At 35.6% G+C, this 21,690-nt stretch carries 19 protein-coding genes; 12 read left to right on the top strand and 7 right to left on the bottom strand.

Annotated features, from left to right (window positions below):
- The first annotated feature begins 9 nt into the window (after positions 1–9).
- The 6 genes from F3J23_RS17850 to F3J23_RS17825 all read left to right on the top strand — a co-directional run bounded on the left by F3J23_RS17850 (position 10) and on the right by F3J23_RS17825 (position 7,788).
- Positions 10–588, top strand: coding sequence for a tRNA-(ms[2]io[6]A)-hydroxylase (locus tag F3J23_RS17850; RefSeq protein ID WP_167032178.1), 579 nt, complete (start codon positions 10–12; stop codon positions 586–588).
- Positions 589–615: 27 nt separating this feature from the next.
- On the top strand, positions 616–1,233 hold the full coding sequence (locus tag F3J23_RS17845) for a DUF502 domain-containing protein (protein ID WP_167032176.1): 618 nt from the start codon (positions 616–618) through the stop codon (positions 1,231–1,233).
- Between the two features lie 90 nt (positions 1,234–1,323).
- Complete coding sequence (locus F3J23_RS17840) at positions 1,324–2,700, top strand: tryptophanase (RefSeq protein WP_167032173.1); 1,377 nt, start codon at positions 1,324–1,326, stop codon at positions 2,698–2,700.
- A gap of 257 nt (positions 2,701–2,957) precedes the next feature.
- Positions 2,958–4,034 (top strand): FAD-dependent monooxygenase, encoded by a 1,077-nt coding sequence (locus F3J23_RS17835; RefSeq protein WP_167032170.1) that lies wholly within the window; start codon positions 2,958–2,960, stop codon positions 4,032–4,034.
- 4 nt (positions 4,035–4,038) lie between these two features.
- Positions 4,039–5,196: a pyridoxal phosphate-dependent aminotransferase gene (locus tag F3J23_RS17830; protein ID WP_167032167.1), complete on the top strand. Its 1,158-nt coding sequence runs from the start codon at positions 4,039–4,041 to the stop codon at positions 5,194–5,196.
- Positions 5,197–5,358: 162 nt separating this feature from the next.
- Positions 5,359–7,788 (top strand): TonB-dependent receptor plug domain-containing protein, encoded by a 2,430-nt coding sequence (locus F3J23_RS17825; RefSeq protein ID WP_167032163.1) that lies wholly within the window; start codon positions 5,359–5,361, stop codon positions 7,786–7,788.
- Between the two features lie 41 nt (positions 7,789–7,829).
- Here F3J23_RS17825 and F3J23_RS17820 read toward each other — a convergent pair whose 3' ends face one another.
- A complete protein-coding gene (locus F3J23_RS17820; RefSeq protein WP_167032160.1) occupies positions 7,830–9,047 on the bottom strand; it encodes a PQQ-dependent sugar dehydrogenase in 1,218 nt (405 codons plus the stop codon).
- Between the two features lie 237 nt (positions 9,048–9,284).
- On the opposite strand from F3J23_RS17820, the gene uvrB reads away from it, so the two are divergent.
- The gene (uvrB, locus tag F3J23_RS17815; protein WP_167032157.1) at positions 9,285–11,276 is read left to right on the top strand and encodes an excinuclease ABC subunit UvrB; all 1,992 of its coding nucleotides are present in this window, start codon (positions 9,285–9,287) and stop codon (positions 11,274–11,276) included.
- A 352-nt stretch (positions 11,277–11,628) separates the two neighbouring features.
- Complete coding sequence (locus tag F3J23_RS17810; protein ID WP_167032153.1) at positions 11,629–13,329, top strand: LuxR C-terminal-related transcriptional regulator; 1,701 nt, start codon at positions 11,629–11,631, stop codon at positions 13,327–13,329.
- 76 nt (positions 13,330–13,405) lie between these two features.
- Here F3J23_RS17810 and F3J23_RS17805 read toward each other — a convergent pair whose 3' ends face one another.
- From F3J23_RS17805 to F3J23_RS17790, 4 genes are all read right to left on the bottom strand, one after another.
- Positions 13,406–13,633 carry a DUF3820 family protein gene (locus tag F3J23_RS17805; protein WP_167032507.1) on the bottom strand — a complete coding sequence of 76 codons (228 nt, stop codon included), beginning with the start codon at positions 13,631–13,633 and terminating at the stop codon, positions 13,406–13,408.
- Positions 13,634–13,654: 21 nt separating this feature from the next.
- Positions 13,655–14,734: an AI-2E family transporter gene (locus tag F3J23_RS17800; RefSeq protein WP_167032150.1), complete on the bottom strand. Its 1,080-nt coding sequence runs from the start codon at positions 14,732–14,734 to the stop codon at positions 13,655–13,657.
- A gap of 13 nt (positions 14,735–14,747) precedes the next feature.
- Positions 14,748–15,476 carry a beta-carotene 15,15'-monooxygenase gene (locus F3J23_RS17795; RefSeq protein ID WP_167032147.1) on the bottom strand — a complete coding sequence of 243 codons (729 nt, stop codon included), beginning with the start codon at positions 15,474–15,476 and terminating at the stop codon, positions 14,748–14,750.
- A gap of 72 nt (positions 15,477–15,548) precedes the next feature.
- Positions 15,549–16,271, bottom strand: coding sequence for a hypothetical protein (locus F3J23_RS17790; RefSeq protein WP_228455374.1), 723 nt, complete (start codon positions 16,269–16,271; stop codon positions 15,549–15,551).
- A gap of 47 nt (positions 16,272–16,318) precedes the next feature.
- Here F3J23_RS17790 and F3J23_RS17785 point away from each other — a divergent pair, with 47 nt between their 5' ends.
- Together F3J23_RS17785 and F3J23_RS17780 are read left to right on the top strand one after the other, a co-directional pair.
- On the top strand, positions 16,319–17,296 hold the full coding sequence (locus F3J23_RS17785) for an aminodeoxychorismate synthase component I (RefSeq protein WP_167032142.1): 978 nt from the start codon (positions 16,319–16,321) through the stop codon (positions 17,294–17,296).
- Positions 17,280–17,906: an aminotransferase class IV gene (locus tag F3J23_RS17780; protein ID WP_167032139.1), complete on the top strand. Its 627-nt coding sequence runs from the start codon at positions 17,280–17,282 to the stop codon at positions 17,904–17,906. Before F3J23_RS17785 ends, F3J23_RS17780 begins: the two co-directional genes overlap by 17 nt.
- A 5-nt stretch (positions 17,907–17,911) precedes the next feature.
- Here F3J23_RS17780 and menD read toward each other — a convergent pair whose 3' ends face one another.
- Entirely contained in the window at positions 17,912–19,582 is a 1,671-nt protein-coding gene (menD, locus tag F3J23_RS17775; RefSeq protein WP_167032137.1) for a 2-succinyl-5-enolpyruvyl-6-hydroxy-3-cyclohexene-1-carboxylic-acid synthase, read from the bottom strand.
- An 84-nt stretch (positions 19,583–19,666) separates the two neighbouring features.
- Here menD and F3J23_RS17770 point away from each other — a divergent pair, with 84 nt between their 5' ends.
- Positions 19,667–20,617 carry an isopenicillin N synthase family dioxygenase gene (locus F3J23_RS17770; protein WP_167032134.1) on the top strand — a complete coding sequence of 317 codons (951 nt, stop codon included), beginning with the start codon at positions 19,667–19,669 and terminating at the stop codon, positions 20,615–20,617.
- A 56-nt stretch (positions 20,618–20,673) separates the two neighbouring features.
- On the opposite strand, the gene F3J23_RS17765 is transcribed toward F3J23_RS17770, so the two are convergent.
- Positions 20,674–20,946, bottom strand: coding sequence for a hypothetical protein (locus F3J23_RS17765; RefSeq protein WP_167032132.1), 273 nt, complete (start codon positions 20,944–20,946; stop codon positions 20,674–20,676).
- Between the two features lie 227 nt (positions 20,947–21,173).
- Between F3J23_RS17765 and F3J23_RS17760 the strand changes: the two genes are divergently transcribed.
- On the top strand, positions 21,174–21,335 hold the full coding sequence (locus F3J23_RS17760) for a bacteriocin-like protein (protein WP_167032129.1): 162 nt from the start codon (positions 21,174–21,176) through the stop codon (positions 21,333–21,335).
- Positions 21,336–21,690 lie beyond the last annotated feature (355 nt).

Here is a 21,690-nt window from a genome sequence, read left to right as displayed (position 1 = left end):
TTTTACAACATGTTTAAGTTGAAACTCCCTACCGACCCAAGGTGGGCTAATATTGCAGAAGGAAACATTGGAGAAATTTTAACGGATCATGCCTGGTGCGAGCAAAAAGCAGCTACCAATGCTATCGGCCTTATTACTATGCTTCCGGAATATCCTGAAATTGTAACCGAACTTCTTGCTATTGCTCAGGAAGAGCTTGATCATTTTAATCAGGTTCATGAGATTATTAAAAAAAGAGGTTACGCTTTTGGAAGAGCAAGAAAAGATGATTATGTGAATGAACTGGCAAAATTTATCATTCAGGGAAGCAGAGAAGATCTTATCGTAGACAAGATGCTGTTTGCCGCTATGATTGAAGCAAGAAGCTGCGAAAGATTCAAAGTACTTACTGAAAACATCAAGGATGAGGAACTTAAAGTTTTCTACCGAGAACTGATGATTTCAGAAGCCAATCATTATACCACATTCATAGGATTCGCAAGACAGCTGGGAGACCCCGATAAAGTAAATCAACGCTGGGAAGAATGGCTGGAATATGAAGCCGGCATTATTAAATCATATGGAAATAAAGAAACCATTCACGGTTAGAATATATATAAAAGTAAAGAGTACACATTGAAGAAGCCAAGCTTTGAAAATATAGCCAATATTTTTCTGAAAAATTTTTTTCAGGGATTGCTCATTATTGGCCCCATCGGGCTTACCATTTTCGTTATCTGGTATATTGTAAGTGCTATTGACAATCTGATACCATCGCTTGCCAAACAGATTCCAGGGCTTGTTTTTGTTTCTATCATACTATTTACTGCCATTCTTGGATATTTAGGAAATAAATTTGTAGTCGGAAGATTCTTTTTCGACACCATGGATAGCCTGCTGGAAAAAACTCCCGGGGTAAAACATATCTATACACCTACAAAAGACGTTATGTCTTCATTCGTAGGCGATAAGAAAAAATTCAACGATCCTGTATGGGTAAAAACCAATGAGAATCCGGAAATCTGGAGAATTGGTTTTTTGACACAGAAAGAAATGTCAGACGTTGACAAACATAACTACGTTGCGGTATACCTCCCCCATTCTTATGCAATATCGGGCTGGGTAATTGTTACTGAAGAAAAAAACATCAAACCTGTAGTGGGAATGACAGCAGCTTCTGCCATGAAGTTTGCAGTAAGCGGCGGTGTTGCCGGATTCCATTCTGATGAAAATATATTTAAGGCTCCGGAATAATTTCTTCCCCCCTTACTTATACTTTGATGAATTTGAAAATTATTTTCAAAACGATTTTCTTTAAAAACAATTTAAAACATATTTTAACTCATGAAATTACCGTACGCGGAACCTTTCCGCATTAAAATGGTGGAAGAAATCTATCAATCCACCCAAGAAGAAAGAGAACAATGGCTTAAAGAAGCAAATTATAACCTTTTTAATTTAAAATCTTCGCAGGTATACATCGATCTGCTTACGGATTCCGGAACCGGAGCAATGTCTGACAAACAATGGGCAGCATTGATGACAGGGGATGAAAGCTATGCCGGATCCCGTTCTTTTGAACAATTACAAAACACGGTTGAAAGAATTACCGGATTCAAATATTTATTACCTACACACCAGGGAAGAGCTGCAGAAAATGTTCTTTTCTCCGTTCTGGTAAAAGAGGGAGATGTAGTTCCCGGAAACTCTCATTTCGATACTACGAAAGGGCATATCGAATTCAGAAAAGCACATGCTATCGACTGTACAATAGATGAAGCTTTCGACATTAATGACCTTCACCCTTTCAAAGGAAATATCAACCTTGAAAAGCTGGAAGAGGTTTACAAAAGCCACCCTAAAGAAAACATCCCTTTCTGTTTAATCACGATCACTTGTAACTCTTCAGGGGGACAGCCTGTTTCTCTGGAAAATATGAAAGCAGTAAAAGCTCTTTCCGATCAGTATGGGATTCCCGTATTCTTTGATTCGGCAAGATTTGCAGAAAATGCCTATTTCATTAAAAAAAGAGAAACGGGACAGGAAAATAGAAGCATTAAGGAAATCTGTAAAGAAATCTTCTCATACGGAGACGGAATGACAATGAGTTCCAAAAAAGACGGACTGGTAAACATTGGCGGATTTATCGCTCTAAACAACGAAGAGATTTTCAGAAAAGCATCCAATTTCACCATTATCTATGAAGGATTCATTACCTATGGAGGAATGGCAGGAAGAGATATGGCAGCCCTTGCAGTAGGTCTTGATGAAGCTACTGAGTTCGCTTACCTGGAAAGCAGAATTTCCCAGGTTGAATATCTCGGAAATAAGCTTATTGAATACGGGATTCCTGTACAAAAACCAATTGGAGGACACGCTGTATTCATCGATTCATTAAATTTCCTTCCTAATGTTTCCCGTGAAGAATATCCTGCGCAGACACTAGGTCTTGAAATTTATAAGGAAGCAGGAATCAGAACCGTAGAAATCGGGACATTACTGGCAGACAGAGATCCTGAGACTAGACAAAACCGTTATCCAAAACTGGAACTTGTACGTTTGGCAATCCCTAGAAGAACATATACCAATAATCATATGGATTATATTGCTGCAGCCATCAAAAATGTATATGAAAGACGAGAGGAAGTGGCAAAGGGTTATAAGATTACCTGGGAACCGGAAATCTTAAGACACTTTACTGTTCAGCTTGAAAAAGCATAACCATAAAACCGGAAGCTTTTCCGGTTTTTTTATTTAAAAGCAATTCTCAGGAAAACTTATTTTCACTATAAATATTCTTCAAAAAATTATTCTTATGAACCCGAATAAGTTATGATTTTCAATTTATTTTATAAAAAATAGAAATCAAATTAATTTATTTTTTTTAAATATTGAATGTTTTTAATTTAATTTTGTATCGATCTAATCATATAGATTAAAATACTTAAAAACCAACCTGAAAATCCGTTATTCCGAAAATGAACAAAATTGCTGTCGTGGGCGCCGGTATTTCCGGCTTAAGCATGGCGAATTACTTAGAAAAACACAAGATTGACTATCACATTTATGAAAGAAGAAAAAAAGATGATCTGGCAGGCCATGGCTTTCTGATTCCACAGGAAGGAATTGAATATCTTTCACAAATCATAGACCGCTCTCTCCTTTTTGAGCATGGCAGTTTTCTGAAAAAATACATACAATATTCACATACCGGAAAAGTACTTGCAGAAAAGAAACTCGATAACGTTTTTGCCATTTCAAGACATTCTTTAATTCATCTTTTGGCGCAAAATATCTCTCCGGAAAAAATAACGTATGAAGAAACCATAACTCCTTGCAATGCAAAAAAAGGGAAGTTAAAGCAATCTGACGGAGCTTATATTGATGCTGACCTTGCTATTATTTCAGATGGTTCCAGAAGCCGTATTAGAAAAAATCTCTTCAAAGAAGAAAAAATGAATGTGGTAAGGGAAAATGAAGTAGTGAATATTATTAAAGACAGAGGTATTGCTGATTCTATTGAGAATGATTTTATGAAGTTTCATCATGAAGCAGGCGGGCTCACTTTCGGAATCCTCAAGCTTTCCCATGATACCATCTTATGGTATTCACAGTTTGACAATCAGAAGTACCGGATTAATGAATGCCCTGCTGATAATTTGAAGAAATATATGCTTGAAATATTTAGAGAATGGTATCCACTAGTTCCATCTATAATTAAAAAATCAAATTATGAAAATGTACATTTGTGGTGTGTATATGAATTGGAACATCTGAATCCATTTTACAAGGACAATATTGTATTTATAGGGGATGCAGCTCATCCGCTGATCCCTTTTACAAGCCAGGGCGTTACTTCAGCATTAAAAGACTCGTCCACATTGACTAAATATTTAGTTGAAGAAGAAAACCTTACAGAAGCATTCAGAAAATATGAAGCAGAAAGGAAACCGGAAATAGAGATTCACATCAATAACGGAAGGATATTACTGAATCAGTTCCTTCTTCCTCTCGACCAGCAAACAGAAAATATTTTACCCATATCTTATAAATAAAAAAATGTTCACCAACAACGATATCAACTTTGAAGCATTAAAAAGAAAAGCCTATAACGGAAGATGGGCTACCCTGGAGGATGGAATTATCCCGTTGACAGCCGCTGATCCAGATTTCAGAACAGCACCGGAAATAGAGCAGGGAATTATCGAATATATTAAAGATGGATACCTCAGCTACGGCCCCTTTTCCGGACTTCCGGAGTTTAAGAAAAGTGTTGCTGAACATTTTAATCAGGAAAAATCCGGTACATTTTCTTCTGAAAATGTACTTGCAGTAAACAGTGCGGCACAAGGGATGTTTCTCATCGCATCTTATGTTCTCAATTCCGGAGACGAGGCTATTATTCTTGATCCTGTTGATTTTCTTTTTAAAAAATCGGTGGAAACAGCCGGTGGAAAAGTAAAGCTTTGCCCTGTTGACACCACAACCGGAGAAATTGATTTTGAAAAAATGGTTTCACTGATCAATTCCAAAACAAAACTTATCAGCATATGCAATCCACATAATCCGCTGGGAAAAGTTTATTCTAAGGAAACATTAAAAAAAATCTCTGAAATTGCATCAGCACATAACTTATGGGTGATGAGTGATGAAATCTGGAGTGATATCATTTATGATAATAAAGAATTCCATACCTACTCATCTGTTTCTGATGAAGCAAAGAAAAAGAGTTTTACAGTTTATGGATTCTCCAAATCATTTGGAATTGCCGGTTTGAGAATTGGTGCTGTTTTATGCAATGATCAGGATATTCTGGAAGATTTTACAGAAAAATCCAACTTCAACTCTACCATTGAAGGCGTATCTACTTTATCACAAATTGCTGGAAGTGTTGCGCTGGAAAAAGCCAAACCCTGGTACAAAGAATTCCTTAATCATTTACAGCAAAATAGAGATCTTGCTTTTAATTTATTGAGCCGTTCGGAAATTCTTACCCCGACTCTTCCTGAGGCCACTTTTGTATTGTTCCCGAAAATTGAAAACGGAATGTCCAGCGATGAGTTTGCCCTTCATGCGTTACAACAGGGAAAGGTTGCCATAGTACCTGGTTCGGAAAGATGGTTTGGAAAAGGAGCGGAAGGACATATCAGAATCTGCTTTTCTACTTCACAGGAAATTTTGGAAGAAGGGATTAACAGAATCATTTCCAGCTTTTAAAATTAAAATTATTCGTTGAAAAACATTATTTAACTATTATTATTCTAAAAATGTTCAAAAACAAAATTAAATTAATATTTTCATAACAAATATTTAAATTAGATAGTGATTTAAAAATAAATATTGATAATTTTGAATAAATCTCCATTCAAAATCATTAATATGAAAATAAAATACATCAGCATCATTTTTCTTGGTGTTAGTTCCCTGTCTTATGCTCAACAGGTAAAAGACACACTTATCAAAGAATCAAAAATAGACGAAGTGGCTATTACCGGAAGCCGGAACAAAAAAAGAACAGTTACCAATACCCCTGTTCCTATTGATATTATTGATATCAAACAGGTCAGCCAGGCAACAGGTCAGGTAGAAGTAAACCAGCTGCTTCAGTTTGCGGCTCCGTCTTTTAACTCCAACAAACAGTCGGGATCGGATGGTGCAGATGCCGTAGATCCGGCTACATTAAGAGGTTTGGGACCTGATCAGACACTGCTGCTTCTCAATGGGAAAAGATACCACCAGTCTTCATTGATTAATCTTTTCGGAACCAAAGGAAGAGGAAATACCGGCTACGATATGAACACTATTCCGATCGGGGCCATCAAAAGAGTGGAAGTGCTCCGTGATGGAGCTTCTGCTCAATATGGATCTGATGCAATAGCCGGCGTAATCAATGTTATTCTGAATGATCGTGACAAAGGATTTGAAGGGAATGCTTTTTATGGGATGAACCTTTTTAAGAGTCCTGGCAATAATGACGTTGTATCAGATCATAAAATAGACGGAGGCACTTTTGATTTCAGTGGAAATTTAGGAACAAAAATCGGGTCAAAAGGTGGTTTCGGGAATTTCACTGCTGAGTTTATCAATAAGGAATATGCGATAAGAAATGCTAATCCTGCAATGTACACCTCACCAAGGCAACGCTTTGGAGATGCCAAGGCACAAAATGTTTATTTCTTTGGAAATATTGAACTTCCCTTGTCTGATGGATTGAAATTTTATTCCCGACAAGGTTTTTCTCACAGAAATACAAAAGCCTATGCCTGGACACGAACACCGGATGCAGATGGAAACATTCCGGAAGTTTATCCCAATGGTTTTAACCCGATCGAAAATACCAGTATTACAGATTTCACTTTCGATAACGGGCTAAAATTTAAGGTTGCTGACTGGGAAGTGGATTTCTATAATGCTTTCGGAAATAACAGGTTTACTTATGACATCAATAATACCATTAATGCAACCTTAGGTGTTAAGTCTCCTACCGACTTTTACGCCGGAGGACATTCTTTACTTCAGAACACAACCGGCTTTAATGCTGTTAGACAGTTCAAAGTGCTTGAAGGACTCAATGTAGCTTTCGGATCAGAATTCAGATACGAAAAATTTAACATTATTAAAGGGGAACAAGCCTCTTATACAATGTATGATCAAAATGGAAATCCTGTAACCCGGGATACCCCTGAAGCATTATTAGTCACTAATCCTCTGAGCGGAAATGTAAGACCCGGCGGATCTCAGGGATTTCCGGGATACTCTACAGATATTGGAAAAAGCAGAAATAATTTTGCCGCTTATGTAGATACTGAACTGGATATTACAAAGAACTGGATGATCAGTGTAGCCGGAAGATTTGAAAATTATAATGATTTTGGAAGCACGCTGAATGGTAAGTTTGCAACAAGGTATGCATTTACCCCGCAATTTGCTTTCCGTGGGTCTGTTTCTACCGGATTCAGAGCGCCTTCTCTGGCTCAGAAATACTATAGCCAACAGTTTACCAATTTTCAAGGAGGGCAGCTGGTTACTATTCAGCTGGCTTCTAACGACAGCAAGCTGGCCAACAGCCTTGGGATCCCTCAATTGAAACAAGAAACATCGGTGAATGGAAGTGCCGGATTTACATTCAATACAGGTAAATTCACGGCAACAGTTGATGGATATTATATTCAGGTAAAAAACAGAATTGTTTTGACAGGATATTTCGCACGAGCAGACCTGCCGGCAGACGTTCAGGCAGAGAATCCATATATCGACCAAGTACAATTCTTTTCTAATGCAATTGATACCCGTACGAAAGGAGTTGACCTTATCTTAAGTTATAATGAAAACATTGGCCCCGGGAAACTTACCGCTACTTTAGCCGGGAATTATAATGATATGGAAATTACAAAAGTGAATACCTCAGAACAGCTGGCAGGAAAAGAAGATATTTATCTGAGTGCAAGAGAAAAAGCTTTTATTCTTGCTTCTGCTCCAAAAACAAAAGTTAATTTAAATCTCAACTATAAAATAAACAAATTTAATGTGAACCTTCAGATGGTAAGATTTGATAAAGTAACCCTGATCGGGTATGATGGTACAGAACAGATTTACAATCCAAAGGTGACAACTGATCTTTCATTTGGATATGAATTTTCAAAAAACCTTAACCTGACATTGGGAAGTAAAAACCTCTTCAACAGATATCCTACCTTACAAACTACCCAGGTAAGCAGCGGAAATACCGAGTCCGGAGGAATCTTTGATCCTGTGCAGATGGGATTTGCCGGAAGACAGGTTTTCCTGAGAATGAACTTTAAATTTTAGATAAAAAACAAAGTCGCCTGAAAATTTCAGGCGACTTTGTTTTATTTTTTTGCAATTCTATAGAGTTTACCGCTGTCTGTAACGGCATACAGATTTCCGTCCATTCCGTTCAAAACATCGCGGAAGCGTTCTTTCTGATCTGCGAGAAGACGTTCTTCGCCTACCACTTTATTGTCTTTCATAACAATTCTGTCAATATGTTCACCACTTAAACATCCGATAAACAGATTTCCCTTCCACTCATCAATATTTCCGGTATAAAATGTAATTCCGCTGGGAGAAATAACGGGGTCCCAATAGTAGACAGGCTGCTCTGTTCCTTGTCTTTGAGTAATTCCCTGCCCCACTTTATCTCCTGAATATTCAATACCATAAGTAACATCTCCCCAGCCGTAATTTTTCCCGGGTTGGATCAGATTGATCTCATCTCCTCCTCTTGGCCCCATTTCCACGTCCCAAAGATTTCCGTTGGGGTCTATGGCCAGTCCTTGTGGATTTCGTACTCCGTAAGCATAAATTTCAGGTTTATATCCTTGTTTTCCTATAAATGGATTTCCGGGAGCCGGTTTTCCTTCTTTTGTAATTTTAAGTATTTTTCCTAAATAATTATCTGTTTTCTGGGCATATACTCTGGTTACTTTATCTGATCTTTCTCCTGTACTTACAAATAGATACCCATCTTTATCGAAAGCCAGTCGGCTGCCATAATGTTTATCTCCGTCATAAGATGGCTCAGCGCGAAAGATTACTTTTACTTCTGAAATATTTTTAAGATCTGCCGACAGTTTTCCTTTTGCTACGGAAGTTAGGTTTCCTTTTCCAAAAGGTTCAGAAAAGCTGAAGTAGATAATATTATTGGTTTTAAAATCAGGGTCCAGAGCTACATCCAGCATTCCTCCTTGTCCTTTTGAGTCCACCTTTGGGAAGCCTTCTATTTTAGAAACTTGCTTTCCATCGGTTGAAACTACGTTCATATAGCCTTTTTTATCTGTAATGAGAAATCTTCCATCCGGTAAATTAATGATTCCCCATGGTCTTCCCAGCTCTTTATTCAGAATATCTACACTATATTCTGATGAAGTTTTTACTGCCTTAATTCTTGTCTGTCCTTTAAATGCAGGCTTATAATCAGAATTAGGCTTTTCGGTCTCTACACTTCCGTCATTACCGGTCTGCTGAGCATTCGCATGATTTTCTTTACATGATGATAAGATAAGAAATATGCTTAATGCAGGAACATAAAATTGATTGATTTTCATAGTATTATGATTAAGTGGTTTGAAGATGAATGGAAAAATAATGCCATAAAGCAGGTCTTAATAAACGGATAGTAACCATAAGATCAGATGAATAGCCTATTTACGTCCACAAAGAAAGGAATAAAACCTGGTAATATATCTTCAATCGGTTAAAATTTTCTTATCAAAATATTCAGCACCAAAACATTATCCTGCCTAATAATTTCTTTCGTATTTTTGTTATATACATTCTTTTCTATGGATTTTAAGCTTCAATCAGAATATAAACCTACCGGCGACCAGCCTCAAGCTATTGAAAAACTTACCGAAGGCATTGAGATCGGCGAGAAATATCAGACACTTCTTGGGGTAACAGGTTCCGGAAAAACATTTACTGTTGCTAATGTTGTTCAAAATGTTCAGCGACCGACCTTAGTTTTAGCCCATAATAAAACATTAGCGGCTCAGCTCTTTATGGAGTTTAAAGAGTTCTTTCCGGAAAATGCTGTGGAATATTTTGTGAGTTACTATGATTACTACCAACCGGAGGCTTATATTGCAACCACCGGAACTTATATTGAGAAAGACCTGAGCATTAATGAAGAGGTTGAAAAGCTTCGTCTTTCTGCTACCGCCAGTCTTCTTTCCGGAAGAAGAGATGTTCTGATAGTAGCATCTGTTTCCTGTATTTATGGTATTGGGAATCCAACGGAGTTTCATAAATCATTGATATCTATTGCAATTGGTGAGAAAGTAACGAGAACCGCGCTTCTCCATTCTTTAGTTAATGCATTATATGCCAGAACATTAAATGAATTCCAACGAGGTACATTCCGGGTAAAAGGTGATGTGATTGATGTTTTTCCTGCTTATACTGACAATGCGATCAGAATTCAGTTTTTTGGAGATGAAATAGAAAAAATACAAAGTTTTGATCCTGTTACAGGAAATGTAGAAGACAATTTTGATCAAATACAAATTTACCCTGCCAATCTTTTCGTTACCTCCAAGGAGACGCTAAACGGGGCCATTAAAGACATTCAGGACGATATGGTGAAACAGGTAGATTTCTTTAGTTCTGTGGGAAAACCGTTAGAAGCTAAACGACTTCAGGAAAGAACCGAACTGGATCTTGAAATGATTAAAGAACTTGGATATTGTTCAGGAATTGAAAACTATTCGAGATATCTGGATGGCAGACTTCCTGGTACGAGACCTTTCTGCCTTATTGATTATTTTCCAAAAGACTTTTTAATGGTTATTGATGAAAGCCACGTTACCGTTCCGCAGGTTCATGCCATGTATGGAGGTGACCGAAGCAGAAAAGAAGCATTGGTAGAATATGGATTCAGGCTTCCTGCTGCTATGGATAACAGGCCTTTAAAATTTGAGGAATTTGAAGCCATTCAGAATCAGGTAATTTACGTTTCTGCAACCCCTGCAGATTATGAACTGGAAAAAACAGGCGGAGCTTATATTGAACAGATTATCCGTCCTACAGGACTTCTTGACCCTATTATCGAGGTAAGGCCTTCATTAAACCAAATTGATGACCTGATGGAGGAGATCCAGAAAAGAGCTGATGCTGATGAAAGGGTTTTAGTGACCACTTTAACCAAGAAAATGGCTGAAGAGCTTACCAAATATTTTACAAAGTTCGGAATCAGAACAAGATACATTCATTCTGATGTGGAGACTCTTGAACGTATTCAGATTATGCAGGATCTTCGTCTTGGGCTATTTGATGTTCTTATTGGGGTTAATTTATTAAGGGAAGGATTGGATTTACCTGAAGTTTCATTGGTTGCCATTTTGGATGCGGATAAGGAAGGAATGCTGAGAAGCAGAAGATCAATGATCCAAACGGTTGGGCGTGCCGCAAGGAACGTTAACGGAAAAGCGATCATGTATGCTGATAAAATTACCAAATCTATGCAGGCTACGTTAGACGAAACGGAATACCGCCGCGCCAAACAAATGCAGTACAATGAAGATAATGGACTGAAGCCAAAAGCTTTGAACAAAAAAATCTCTGAAAATCTGGTAGGAAGAAGTAAAGATTTCCCTGATGAAAAATATACTCAAAAAGAAATTCTTCAGAAAGTTGCTGAAACCAAAGCCACCTATGCCGGAGAAGATATCGAAAAAATGATTGCCCAGAAGCAGAAAGAAATGGAGGCAGCTGCTAAAAATCTTGATTTTATAAAAGCGGCTAAGTTAAGAGATGAAATTGCTGCTCTAAAAGCGTAAAATTTCAGATCATATAACCCGATTTACAAATATAGCAATGTACAACTCAATGTGCATTGCTCTTTTTTTATGTTCTTTTCATTTTTGTTTAAAGTAGCGCTTTTCAGGAGTCTTTAACAACATCTATGGAGTAGTAAATTAGCTTCTGATAGGGCTTTCCGACTTTTATTCAGTTTTTTATTTTCTGTCATTTATCCCTTTTAAAGAATAAAAGTCCTCTATTTTTTCTGTTTTAAAACATTTTTTAGCTGCTTCAAAGAAAAAGCTTTGTATTGACTATTCCCATTAGCGTATCTATTTCATATCTCTAAAAAATATTTATTTTTAATTCCCTTCAATGACTTATTAACACATGCAATACAAGCCCTACTTATTTATCTTTTTTCTGCTATTTATAAGCTGCAAAAGAGCAGAAAATTCCAATAAATATTTTTATAATATCACTAAAGAATTAAGCCCGTTCCAGTATGACACAAGCTATATTAATAAAGCTAAGGCGAGAGAATTTGAGAAATATAAAAAAACTGGTGAAAAAAAATATCTTATCAGCAGCAAGTACATAGAATTTCTTTTGTTACGTGAAGAAACAAGCCCTGCAAAATATTTCGATCAGATACCTTTAGCCCTAGATTTATTAAAACTTAATAACGACAAATACAGTTTCATATCAATGTCCTGTTATTTTCATCTGTCCCTTAAACTTGAAAAATCTTCTCCGGATCTCGCTATGAAATTTTTAGACAGTGCAATTATGTATAACAAAAAAGAGCCCAAAGAATATTTTATAGCACATTTATACCATGCTAAGGGGAGGTTCTATTATAACAAAAAAGATTATTCTAAAGCTTTGTTATTTTTTAATCAGTCTTTAAATAAATTAGCGGAGAATGAATATCTTTTCAGAGCTTCCATGTATAATAATTTCAGCTCCGTTTACCGTAAAACAGGAAATTATAAAAAAGCAATTGAGGAAGTTAAAAAAGGAATTAATATTTTAATAGATAAAGGAAGCCTTACCAGAGATGAAAAAAATTTTCTTTTCTTTATGAAACAGCACCTGGCCGTTTATTTACTTAAAATCAAAAATTATGGAGAATCGGAACAGGAATTAACAGAAGCTCTTAACCATTATAATCTTACCAACAATTATCATGAACTGACTCACTGTTACAACACCTTATTTGAATTGTATACAAATTCCGGACAAAATTTAAAAAACAAAGATATTATTCTTCATCTGAAAGAGTTTGAACATCAGTTGAAATCTACTGAAGATCTTCTTACTGTTAATAAAATTTTTAAGAATTATTATATTCAGAATAATGATTTACCAAATCTTATCCGCATATCCCAAAAGGTAAATGTACTCTATGATAAATTTAATGTTGAGCAGGTAGAGAATATAAAAAATATTTCTTCTATCTCAGACAATATACTGGTTAGTAAGCTAAGCGAAAATCATCAAAGTGAAATAGATGCCAATAAGAAAATAAGTTTATTAACCTATGCGTTACTCATCACCGTATCCATTATTCTGATTTCTATTACACTTTGTATTATAAAAAGACATCGGGAAAAAATAACAGAGACTGAGGGTGAAAAAAAGTTACTTGCAAACAGACTATCCTCTGACAGAAAGAAAATTAATCAATTATATCAAAATATCAACCTTAAAAAAGACACTGAGAAAATCATTTTAGAAAACTTAAAAAAGATCAAAAACTCCAGTGATACAGAATCCAGTAATACCATCAAGGAAATGATTTCAACAATCAATAATTTAGGAAATATTGATAAAAAAAAATTTGTTGAAAACAACTACGAAAACAGCGTCGAAAATCAGCTTTTCACTGAGAAACTACTTGCCATCTCAAAGCTTACCAAAACTGAATTAAAGCTGTGCAATTATTTCAAAATGGATCTTTCTGCAAAGGAAATCGCTACCATTGAAAATACTTCACCGGGAACTATCAGAGTGTATAAAACAAAAATTAAAAACAAACTTAATGTGCCCAAAAATCAAGATCTGAATTCCTTTCTGGCTCTACTTTAATTGAATATATAAGGATAAACCAATTTCGGGCAGCATCTTCGATGCTGCCCGAAATTGGTTTACAGGTAAATTTTTGTTATATTCCGTTTCTTACTGATGCTCTTATAGGGATCAGCAAATCCATTAAACCATTGATTTTAATTTCATAAACTGTAGAAAGCTGCATTCCCAGTTTCCCTTTAGGCATTCCGTTTCTGTTAAACCATTCCAGATAACTTACCGGGAGATCGGCAAGTACTGTTCCTTCATACTTCCCGAAAGGCATTTTAATAACACAGATTTCTTTTAATATCTCAGGATTTATTCCGTCCACTTTTTTATATAATTAAATTAATTTTTCGTCCAGTTTATTCTGATCGGGTAATTCAAGATCAGGCGGGGCATTTTCGTCAGAAAACTCATTTCTGTATACCTGGATCAGAAGAAGTGTAAGTGAGATCAAAATAGGCCCGAAAATAAGTCCCATAAAGCCAAACAGGTTCATTCCCATAATAATCCCGAATACCGTATTTAACGGATGAATATTTTCCAATTTTTTCAAAAGGGTAAAACGAAGCAGATTATCCGTAAGCCCTACCACAATTACACAGTAGGCAGCTAATCCTAATCCCTGAACAGTATTGCCTTCTGCAATCATAAAGATACATACGGGAACGTACACAATTGCAGTTCCTACTACGGGAATTACGGAGGCTGCAGCCGTCAAAGCAAAAAGCAATACCGCTCCTGGCGCTCCAAAAATAAGATACCCGATAAGCGCTACAATTCCCTGCCCAACTGCCACTACAGGAATTCCAATAGCATTGGCCATGATAAGTTTTCTCATTTTATCGCCTATCAAAGAAATGTTTGATCTTTTCAACGGAGCTGAAGTGCTCAGTATTCTTTCAAACAACCTTGGTTTTTCCAGCATAAAATAAAGAATAAAATACATGGACATCACCACTGTAAGGGTATTAAATGTTCCGCTGAGTGCTGAAGTAGATATTTTCCCTACAGAGTTCTTCAGTTTATTCATATTTTCCTGACTCAAAATATCAAATCCTGTTTTAGAATAAATATAAGAGTGTATTTTATCCAGAAAAACATTGAACTTAGCCATATAAGCCTGTGCGTTTCCTAGTTTATCAATAATCAGATCTGCAATGAAATAGATAGGCAGAATAAGGACAATAAGACTTGCAAACATCAAAGCAAATGCAGCAAGTGATGGTTTCCATTTCTTTTCTTCCTGCAGATAAAAATTATATTTCCTGCACACAACATAGATGGTAATCGCTCCTAAAACGGAAGGAATAAACAACGAAAGGTTAAAACAGATCAATCCTGCCAACACCAAAATAATTGCCAGCAAAGACACCTGCTTTATGGCAACACTGCTTATCTGTTTATCTTTATTCATCATTTATTCTTTTTTATTATTTACTGTACATGATCTGCCTTGGTTTTCCTAGAAAGGCACAATAGGCTGAGTACATAACGATCATCATGAACGGAGCGGTTAAAATAACACCTATTCCGCAAAGAATTACTCCAGCTACGGAAATTAAAGCTCCTAAAAAAGTGGTCAATAAAAAAGTTCCGTAATTTTCTTTAGCAATATTGAAAGATTTTGACAAAGCATCAGTTGCTGAAGCATTTTCAAATAACAAAATCGGATACCCTAATAATAGTAAAGGATACACAAAAATGATTGGAATAACACATAACATTAATGCAACTGTAGAAATAATTCCCGAAAGGAAACTATAGATCAGGATATTGACAAAATTCTGGCGATAACCAATAAACAAATCCGTAAATTCAATCGGATTTTTGGTATTGTATTTATTAACCATATAGATCAATCCCACATATAACGGAGACAGTAAAATCCCGAAAAGACTGGAAGCCCCCATATATAAAGAAAGCCCAGGTGTATTCCAGTAATTGAAATCTCCTCCTGAAGACCGCATCTCTTCCATCATAGAAGCAGAGTTGAATCCAGTAAGCATTTGAATAACTGACCCGCCAATCAGGTAAACGATCATCGCTACGATTCCATAGCCGAAAACCCCTTTATACATTTCAAAAGCATGAGAAATAATTGATCCTGTATCTCTATTTGGGACAGATCCTTGCTGGTCAAATTCGTTAAATTCAGACATAGTTTAAATATTTAATGATTTTATCAAATTTAACTTTTTTTGATAAAAAAACACATTAAACATCCATGAAATTTAACTTTTCTCTGAAAAAACAGTTTTATATAATGAATAAATCATGGCATTCCAGAAAGGAAAAGTAAAAAGACCTCCCACCAAAAACAGAGTGAAGCCCAAATATTTAAACAAAACAGCCACCATTATGCAAACCATTATTTCTACAAAATACATTTTAAAAGCTTTAAAGTTCAGTGAAATAGCTTCAAAGATTCTTTTATCTGTAAAAAACATTAATGGAGCTACAAAAATGGTCATAGCTACCCAAAGTATCGCCAATAATACTGTAGGAACTGTAAATCTGTAAATAAAGAACCAGAAAAGGTAATACCCCAGGTATTTAAAAAAGTTAATCCCATTATACCCTGCAAACAAATCTCCCAACACAATTTTTTCATTAAGATCAAGCTTTCTGAAAATCTGGAACATTCCAAGATTCAGCGGATAAAGAAATGCGCTGGTCATCCAGATAGCAAGAGTGAACATCTGATAATTTTCAGTAGCACTTAATTCCGCAATCTTTTCCATATAAGCCTTGGCACCATCTTTAAGAGCTTCTGCCAGTACCTGGTTTTGTTCTAATATTCCATATCTGGAACCGAAGAAAAACAACGAGGTAAGAAGTATTCCAAAAAAGACCATGGAAAACATAAGCTGAAAGATCAGAGTCTTATTCCAATAAAAAAAAGCCTGCTTCAATATAAAATCAAGTCCCGGTTTCTGGGGATATTTGTTCTGCATCATAAAAATTTTATGCAAAAGTAAACATCAATAAGTATTTTTGCAGAATGTTTTCAATGAATCATCAAAAATTTATGGAAATGGATGAGCTTTCACTCCAGAAAGTTCCCTATTTTTTTGTTATTGACTTTCTCTCGGAGAATGTTGAAATTTATAAAGAAAATGAAATTGAAAAATCAAGCTTAATTATTGATTTTCAATCATTTTCAAACACTAAAAAGAGACCTGAATTAGATAAAAAAGTAGAATGGAAATCTTATCCTGAGACCCTTGAAAGTTTTAAAACAGGTTTTGATAAAGTTCAGAAAAATATTCGTTTAGGAAATTCTTATCTGGTAAATTATACCAGAAAAACTAAAATTGATACGAATTTAAGTCTCGAAGAAATTTTTTATCACTCAAATGCGAAATACAAAGTTTTTTATAAAGATTTTTTTGTATTTTTTTCTCCTGAAACTTTTGTGAAGATCATTGACGGAAAAATCTTAACGTATCCCATGAAAGGCACCATTGACGCTTCTCTAGAAAATGCGGCAGAAATACTGAAAAATGATAAAAAGGAGAAAGCAGAACATTATACAGTAGTAGATTTACTAAGAAATGATCTGAGTATGGTGGCTGATGAGGTAAAACTTGATCATTTTCAATACATAGACTTCATCAAAACGTTTCACAGAAGCTTGTATGCAATGAGTTCCGAAATATCAGGAAAATTAAAACCTGAGTATAATGGAAAAGTAGGAAGTATTATGCAGAAACTTCTTCCGGCAGGATCTATTTTAGGAGCACCCAAACCTAAAACCCTGGAAATAATTCTGGAAGCTGAAGGATATGACAGAGGATATTATACGGGAGTTTGCGGCTGGTTTGACGGCCAGAATGTAGACAGTTGTGTAATGATACGTTTTATTGAAAAAGAAGGAGATCAACTTTATTTCAAAAGCGGAGGCGGAATAACGCACATGAGTAAATTAGAAGACGAATATCAGGAAATGAAAAACAAAATCTATGTCCCAATTCATTGAAAGCATTAAAGTAGAAGATCAGAAGATTTTTTTATTAGATCTACATCAAAAACGTGTCAATCAAACATTTTCTCATTTTGGGAAGGAAGACTCTATTGATCTGGCCAAGATCTATAAAAATCTACAGCATGACGAAGATGGTCTTTTCAAACTAAGAATTGCTTATGATCTCGATAAAAGGGTCCGTACACAGATGATTCCTTATGCTATTCCTGAAATACAGGATTTCCAGTTGGTAGAAAACAACAGTTTCGATTATTCATTCAAGTTCGAAGACCGCAAGGAGCTGGATAAAATGAAGATGAAAGCCAAAGCCGAAGAAATTATTATTGTTAAAAATAATCATATTACCGACACCTCATTTTCCAACCTTTTATTTTTAAAAGGAAAAGACTGGTTTACCCCAAATACTTACCTTTTAAACGGCGTACAAAGGCAGTATCTTTTAAAACAAAAAAAGATCAAAGAAACGGAAATCACTTTACAGAATATAAAGCAATTTACCCATTTCCAGATCATTAATGCATTAAATGATTTTGATGATATGTTCATCTATCCAATTGACAGAATTATCAATCTGCCCGATAATGAAGAATATCTTGATCTTTAATATTATTATTTCATGAATTCAAAATAAGACTTCAGTACATCTGCACTGTTTTTCCCATAAGTATTTACTTCCAGGATTTTGGGCTGTGCGTCAGGTTTGAAGAAATTTTCAAGAACTCTGTCCAGCGTCAGTTCATCTTCTACTTTGATATAGGAGAAACCGAAATGCTTTGCAAGATGTTCCGCATTCTTTCGATGCTTGGTTGCAATAAATTCATCCAGCGTATTCGGATTGGCATTACCCGGACCCGGAATAATTTTAAAGATATTCCCTTCTCCGTTGTTGAAGATCATAATTCTTACAAACGGTGGAATATATTGATTCCAAAGCCCGTTGATATCATAGAAGAAACTCAGATCTCCGGTTATCAGCAAAGTAGGATTTTCATTTTTGATGGCAAATCCCATTGCAGTAGATGTTGATCCGTCAATACCGCTGGTTCCTCTGTTACAATACATTTTTCTTTTACCGAAATCGAACAGCTGGGCATATCGGATACCGGACGAATTACTGAAATGGATATTATAGTTTTCAGGAATCGTTTGTGCCGCTTTATTGAAAAAATAAAAGTCTGAAAAGTCAACAGTATTTAAAAACTGTTCGTGTTTTGCATCTTTTTTATCCCTTAAAACATCCCAAAGATTGAAATAAGGTCTTGGTTCAAGATTGATAAACTTCAAGAGTTTCGAAAAGAAAACTTCAGGTTTAACCTCTATTTTTTCCGTTAATGAAAAATAGGTATCAGGCTGCCATACTTCATCCAAATGCCAGTGCTGCTTTGGCCGTGCACTTCTCAGAAACTGCTTTACTTTTTTAGAAACTACATTCTGCCCTACTGTGATTAACAGGTCCGGAGCATACATTTTATAATCTTCTTCAGTGAAATTGAAAATGTAACGGTCAATATGTTTAAAGAACTTCTCATGGTGCAGATTGGAATTGGCTTCACACAATACGATCACAGAGTGATTTTTCACCAATTGCGTTAACTGATTTTCCAATTCCGGACTGTAATCCTTTGTTCCTACCAACAGCATAATTCTTTGAGATGTATTCCATTCTGCAATAAGATTGGATGGAATTTCATAATCTTTATGTTTGATAGTCTTTTCAACCGTTGGAAAAGTAGGAAGTTCGGAAACAAGTTCATATAAAGGTTCTTCCAGAGGAATATTAATATGCACCGGCCCTTGTTTTTCAAAACAAAGCTCGATAGCCTTTTTAATAATATCGAAATTAATATCTTCCGCATTCTCTTTGCTGTCTTCCAGAAGTTGGAAATCACCATAAGAATGCTGATGAAAAACATCCTTCTGCCTTATGGTCTGTCCATCGAAAATATCAACAAAATCCGTAGGGCGATCGGCAGTCAGTATCAAAAGTGGAATATTCTGATAAAATGCTTCAGTGACCGCAGGATAATAATTAACAACAGCAGATCCGCTTGTACAGGTAATTGCAACAGGTTTCTTCTCGCTTTTAGCCATTCCCATTGCCACAAAAGCGGCACTTCTTTCGTCTACGATGCTGTAACAGTTAAAACTATCAATCTCTGAAAAATGAATCGCTAAAGGGGCATTTCTTGATCCCGGAGAAATTACGATATCTGCAATTCCGTACTGCTGAAGAAGATGTGCAAGTATTTGGATACTTCTCTTAGAAGAATATTTTTTCATACAGCAAATTTAACTTATAAATAATGATTTTAAAATCATTTAATTTAAAAAATATGTAATTTTGCTATTCGTAAATTTCTAAAAATGGATAAAATACCTAGTGTAGACCTGCGTGATTTCCTTTCGGACAACCCGGAACGCAAACAGAAATTTGTAAATGAAATCGGAAAAGCTTATGAAGAAATTGGTTTTGTTGCCTTAAAAGGCCACTTTCTTGATGACAACCTAGTAGATGACTTATATGGAGAGGTAAAAAACTTTTTTGACCAGCCAGTGGAAACGAAACAAAAGTATGAGATTCCAGGAATTGGTGGCCAGAGAGGTTATGTAGGATTCGGTAAAGAAACTGCAAAAGGTTTCAAAAAAGGAGACTTAAAAGAATTTTGGCATTTTGGACAGTACCTGTCTGATGATTCAAAATACAAACAGGAGTATCCCGACAATGTAATCGTTGATGAACTTCCGAAATTCAACGAGGTAGGTAAAGAAGCCTTCCAGATGCTTGAAAAAACTGGACAATATGTTTTAAGAGCTTTAGCTTTACATCTTGGTCTCAATGAATTCTATTTTGACGACAAGATCGCAGAAGGAAATTCTATTTTAAGACCAATCCACTATCCACCAATCAATGAAGAACCGGATGATGCCGTAAGAGCAGCAGCACACGGAGATATCAACCTTATTACTCTTTTAATGGGAGCGCAGGGTAAAGGTCTTCAGGTTCAGAACCACAATGGTGAATGGATCGATGCAATTGCAGAACCGGATGAATTAATGATCAATGTTGGAGATATGCTTTCAAGACATACCAACAACAAATTGAAATCTACCATCCATAGAGTGGTAAACCCACCAAGAGAGCTATGGAGCACTTCAAGATACTCTATTCCTTTCTTTATGCACCCTATCAGTGCAATGTCTTTAAATGCTCTTGAAAACTGTATTGACGAAAACAATCCAAAGTTATACGAAGATACAACAGCAGGAGAATTCTTACATGAAAGATTGATCGAATTGGGATTGATTAAGAAATAATGATAATAGAAAAAGAATAGTCAGTAATTAAATTACTGGCTATTCTTTTTTATCTTTTAACCTGTAATACAATAAAATTCCGGACAAGGGCTAGATTGGGTAAAGGTTCCCCAAGGGCAAATGCAAGTATATGTAGCTCCGCCGCCACCTGGGTTTCCTCCTCCTCCCGGATTACCTGTGTAAGGAACACATTGCCCTCCGGAACAGATATATCCCGCAGAGCAGCCTCCTTCACCAGGGCCTCCACCGTCAAAACAGTAAGCTGGGAAATCAATCCCTGCCACAATTTTCTTTCTGTCTTCTCTTGAAAGTTTCTTAAGTTTTTTCATAGTTTTTGATTTTTTGGTATCTCCTACTCTATAAGCTTTTCGGATAACGCTTGTCTAAATTTAATATTTATTATACTAATATTCAAATAATTAACTTAAAATAAATCAAAAAACACCTTAACAATATTATTATTCTAAATAAGTTTATTTTTTATATACCACATGCAATCCAATTCAAAATATTTTAATTACATTTACATCACTATCAAAATTTTAATTAAAACAATATGAAAAATTTAAAAAAACTAAGAAAAGACCAATTAAAAAACATTTCTGGAGGAACTAACCTTCCTGAACAAGATTTCTGTATGTATTATTGTAATGGTACAATTATTTGTGCAGGTTGCAGTGATGATTTCAAATGTCCGGACACTAACAGTGATATGTAAGATTGAAAATCAAAATGCCATAAAATTTGAACCGTTTCTTTACTGAGACGGTTTTTTATTTACCTATGGCCTAAAATAGGGTTTATCTCTGAGATTTATCGAGAGTTGGAACCTCAGGTAAGTTTTTTTGTTATAAGCGATATAAAGGCTTAAATGAGATTAAAAAATGGATTATAATAAGTGTTAGGTTTAAGGATAAAAAGATATTGAATTAGCTTAGCACCCTTTGGGAAAACACAGTAAGAAGGGATTACAGATTCTTATAATACTTACAAAAGTAGTTCATAATAAAAAAGGAACTGTACCGATGGGGATAGAATAAGTATTGAATAGCTTGGATCCCTTCGGGATGACA

Source organism: Chryseobacterium sp. Tr-659, from assembly GCF_011752975.1.
Classification (GTDB): Bacteria; Bacteroidota; Bacteroidia; order Flavobacteriales; family Weeksellaceae; genus Chryseobacterium.
Note: the sequence above shows the minus strand (reverse complement) of the source record. Positions and strands in the feature narration are given on the sequence as shown.

Coding starts and splice junctions, on each gene's coding strand:
- F3J23_RS17820 (WP_167032160.1), bottom strand. CDS start 9,047: ATGAAAATCAATCAATTTTATGTTCCTGCATTAAGCATATTTCTTATC.
- F3J23_RS17830 (WP_167032167.1), top strand. CDS start 4,039: ATGTTCACCAACAACGATATCAACTTTGAAGCATTAAAAAGAAAAGCC.
- uvrB (WP_167032157.1), top strand. CDS start 9,285: ATGGATTTTAAGCTTCAATCAGAATATAAACCTACCGGCGACCAGCCT.
- F3J23_RS17835 (WP_167032170.1), top strand. CDS start 2,958: ATGAACAAAATTGCTGTCGTGGGCGCCGGTATTTCCGGCTTAAGCATG.
- F3J23_RS17840 (WP_167032173.1), top strand. CDS start 1,324: ATGAAATTACCGTACGCGGAACCTTTCCGCATTAAAATGGTGGAAGAA.
- F3J23_RS17790 (WP_228455374.1), bottom strand. CDS start 16,271: ATGCAGAACAAATATCCCCAGAAACCGGGACTTGATTTTATATTGAAG.
- F3J23_RS17850 (WP_167032178.1), top strand. CDS start 10: ATGTTTAAGTTGAAACTCCCTACCGACCCAAGGTGGGCTAATATTGCA.
- F3J23_RS17785 (WP_167032142.1), top strand. CDS start 16,319: ATGTTTTCAATGAATCATCAAAAATTTATGGAAATGGATGAGCTTTCA.
- menD (WP_167032137.1), bottom strand. CDS start 19,582: ATGAAAAAATATTCTTCTAAGAGAAGTATCCAAATACTTGCACATCTT.
- F3J23_RS17770 (WP_167032134.1), top strand. CDS start 19,667: ATGGATAAAATACCTAGTGTAGACCTGCGTGATTTCCTTTCGGACAAC.
- F3J23_RS17810 (WP_167032153.1), top strand. CDS start 11,629: ATGCAATACAAGCCCTACTTATTTATCTTTTTTCTGCTATTTATAAGC.
- F3J23_RS17765 (WP_167032132.1), bottom strand. CDS start 20,946: ATGAAAAAACTTAAGAAACTTTCAAGAGAAGACAGAAAGAAAATTGTG.
- F3J23_RS17780 (WP_167032139.1), top strand. CDS start 17,280: ATGTCCCAATTCATTGAAAGCATTAAAGTAGAAGATCAGAAGATTTTT.
- F3J23_RS17795 (WP_167032147.1), bottom strand. CDS start 15,476: ATGTCTGAATTTAACGAATTTGACCAGCAAGGATCTGTCCCAAATAGA.
- F3J23_RS17760 (WP_167032129.1), top strand. CDS start 21,174: ATGAAAAATTTAAAAAAACTAAGAAAAGACCAATTAAAAAACATTTCT.
- F3J23_RS17825 (WP_167032163.1), top strand. CDS start 5,359: ATGAAAATAAAATACATCAGCATCATTTTTCTTGGTGTTAGTTCCCTG.
- F3J23_RS17800 (WP_167032150.1), bottom strand. CDS start 14,734: ATGATGAATAAAGATAAACAGATAAGCAGTGTTGCCATAAAGCAGGTG.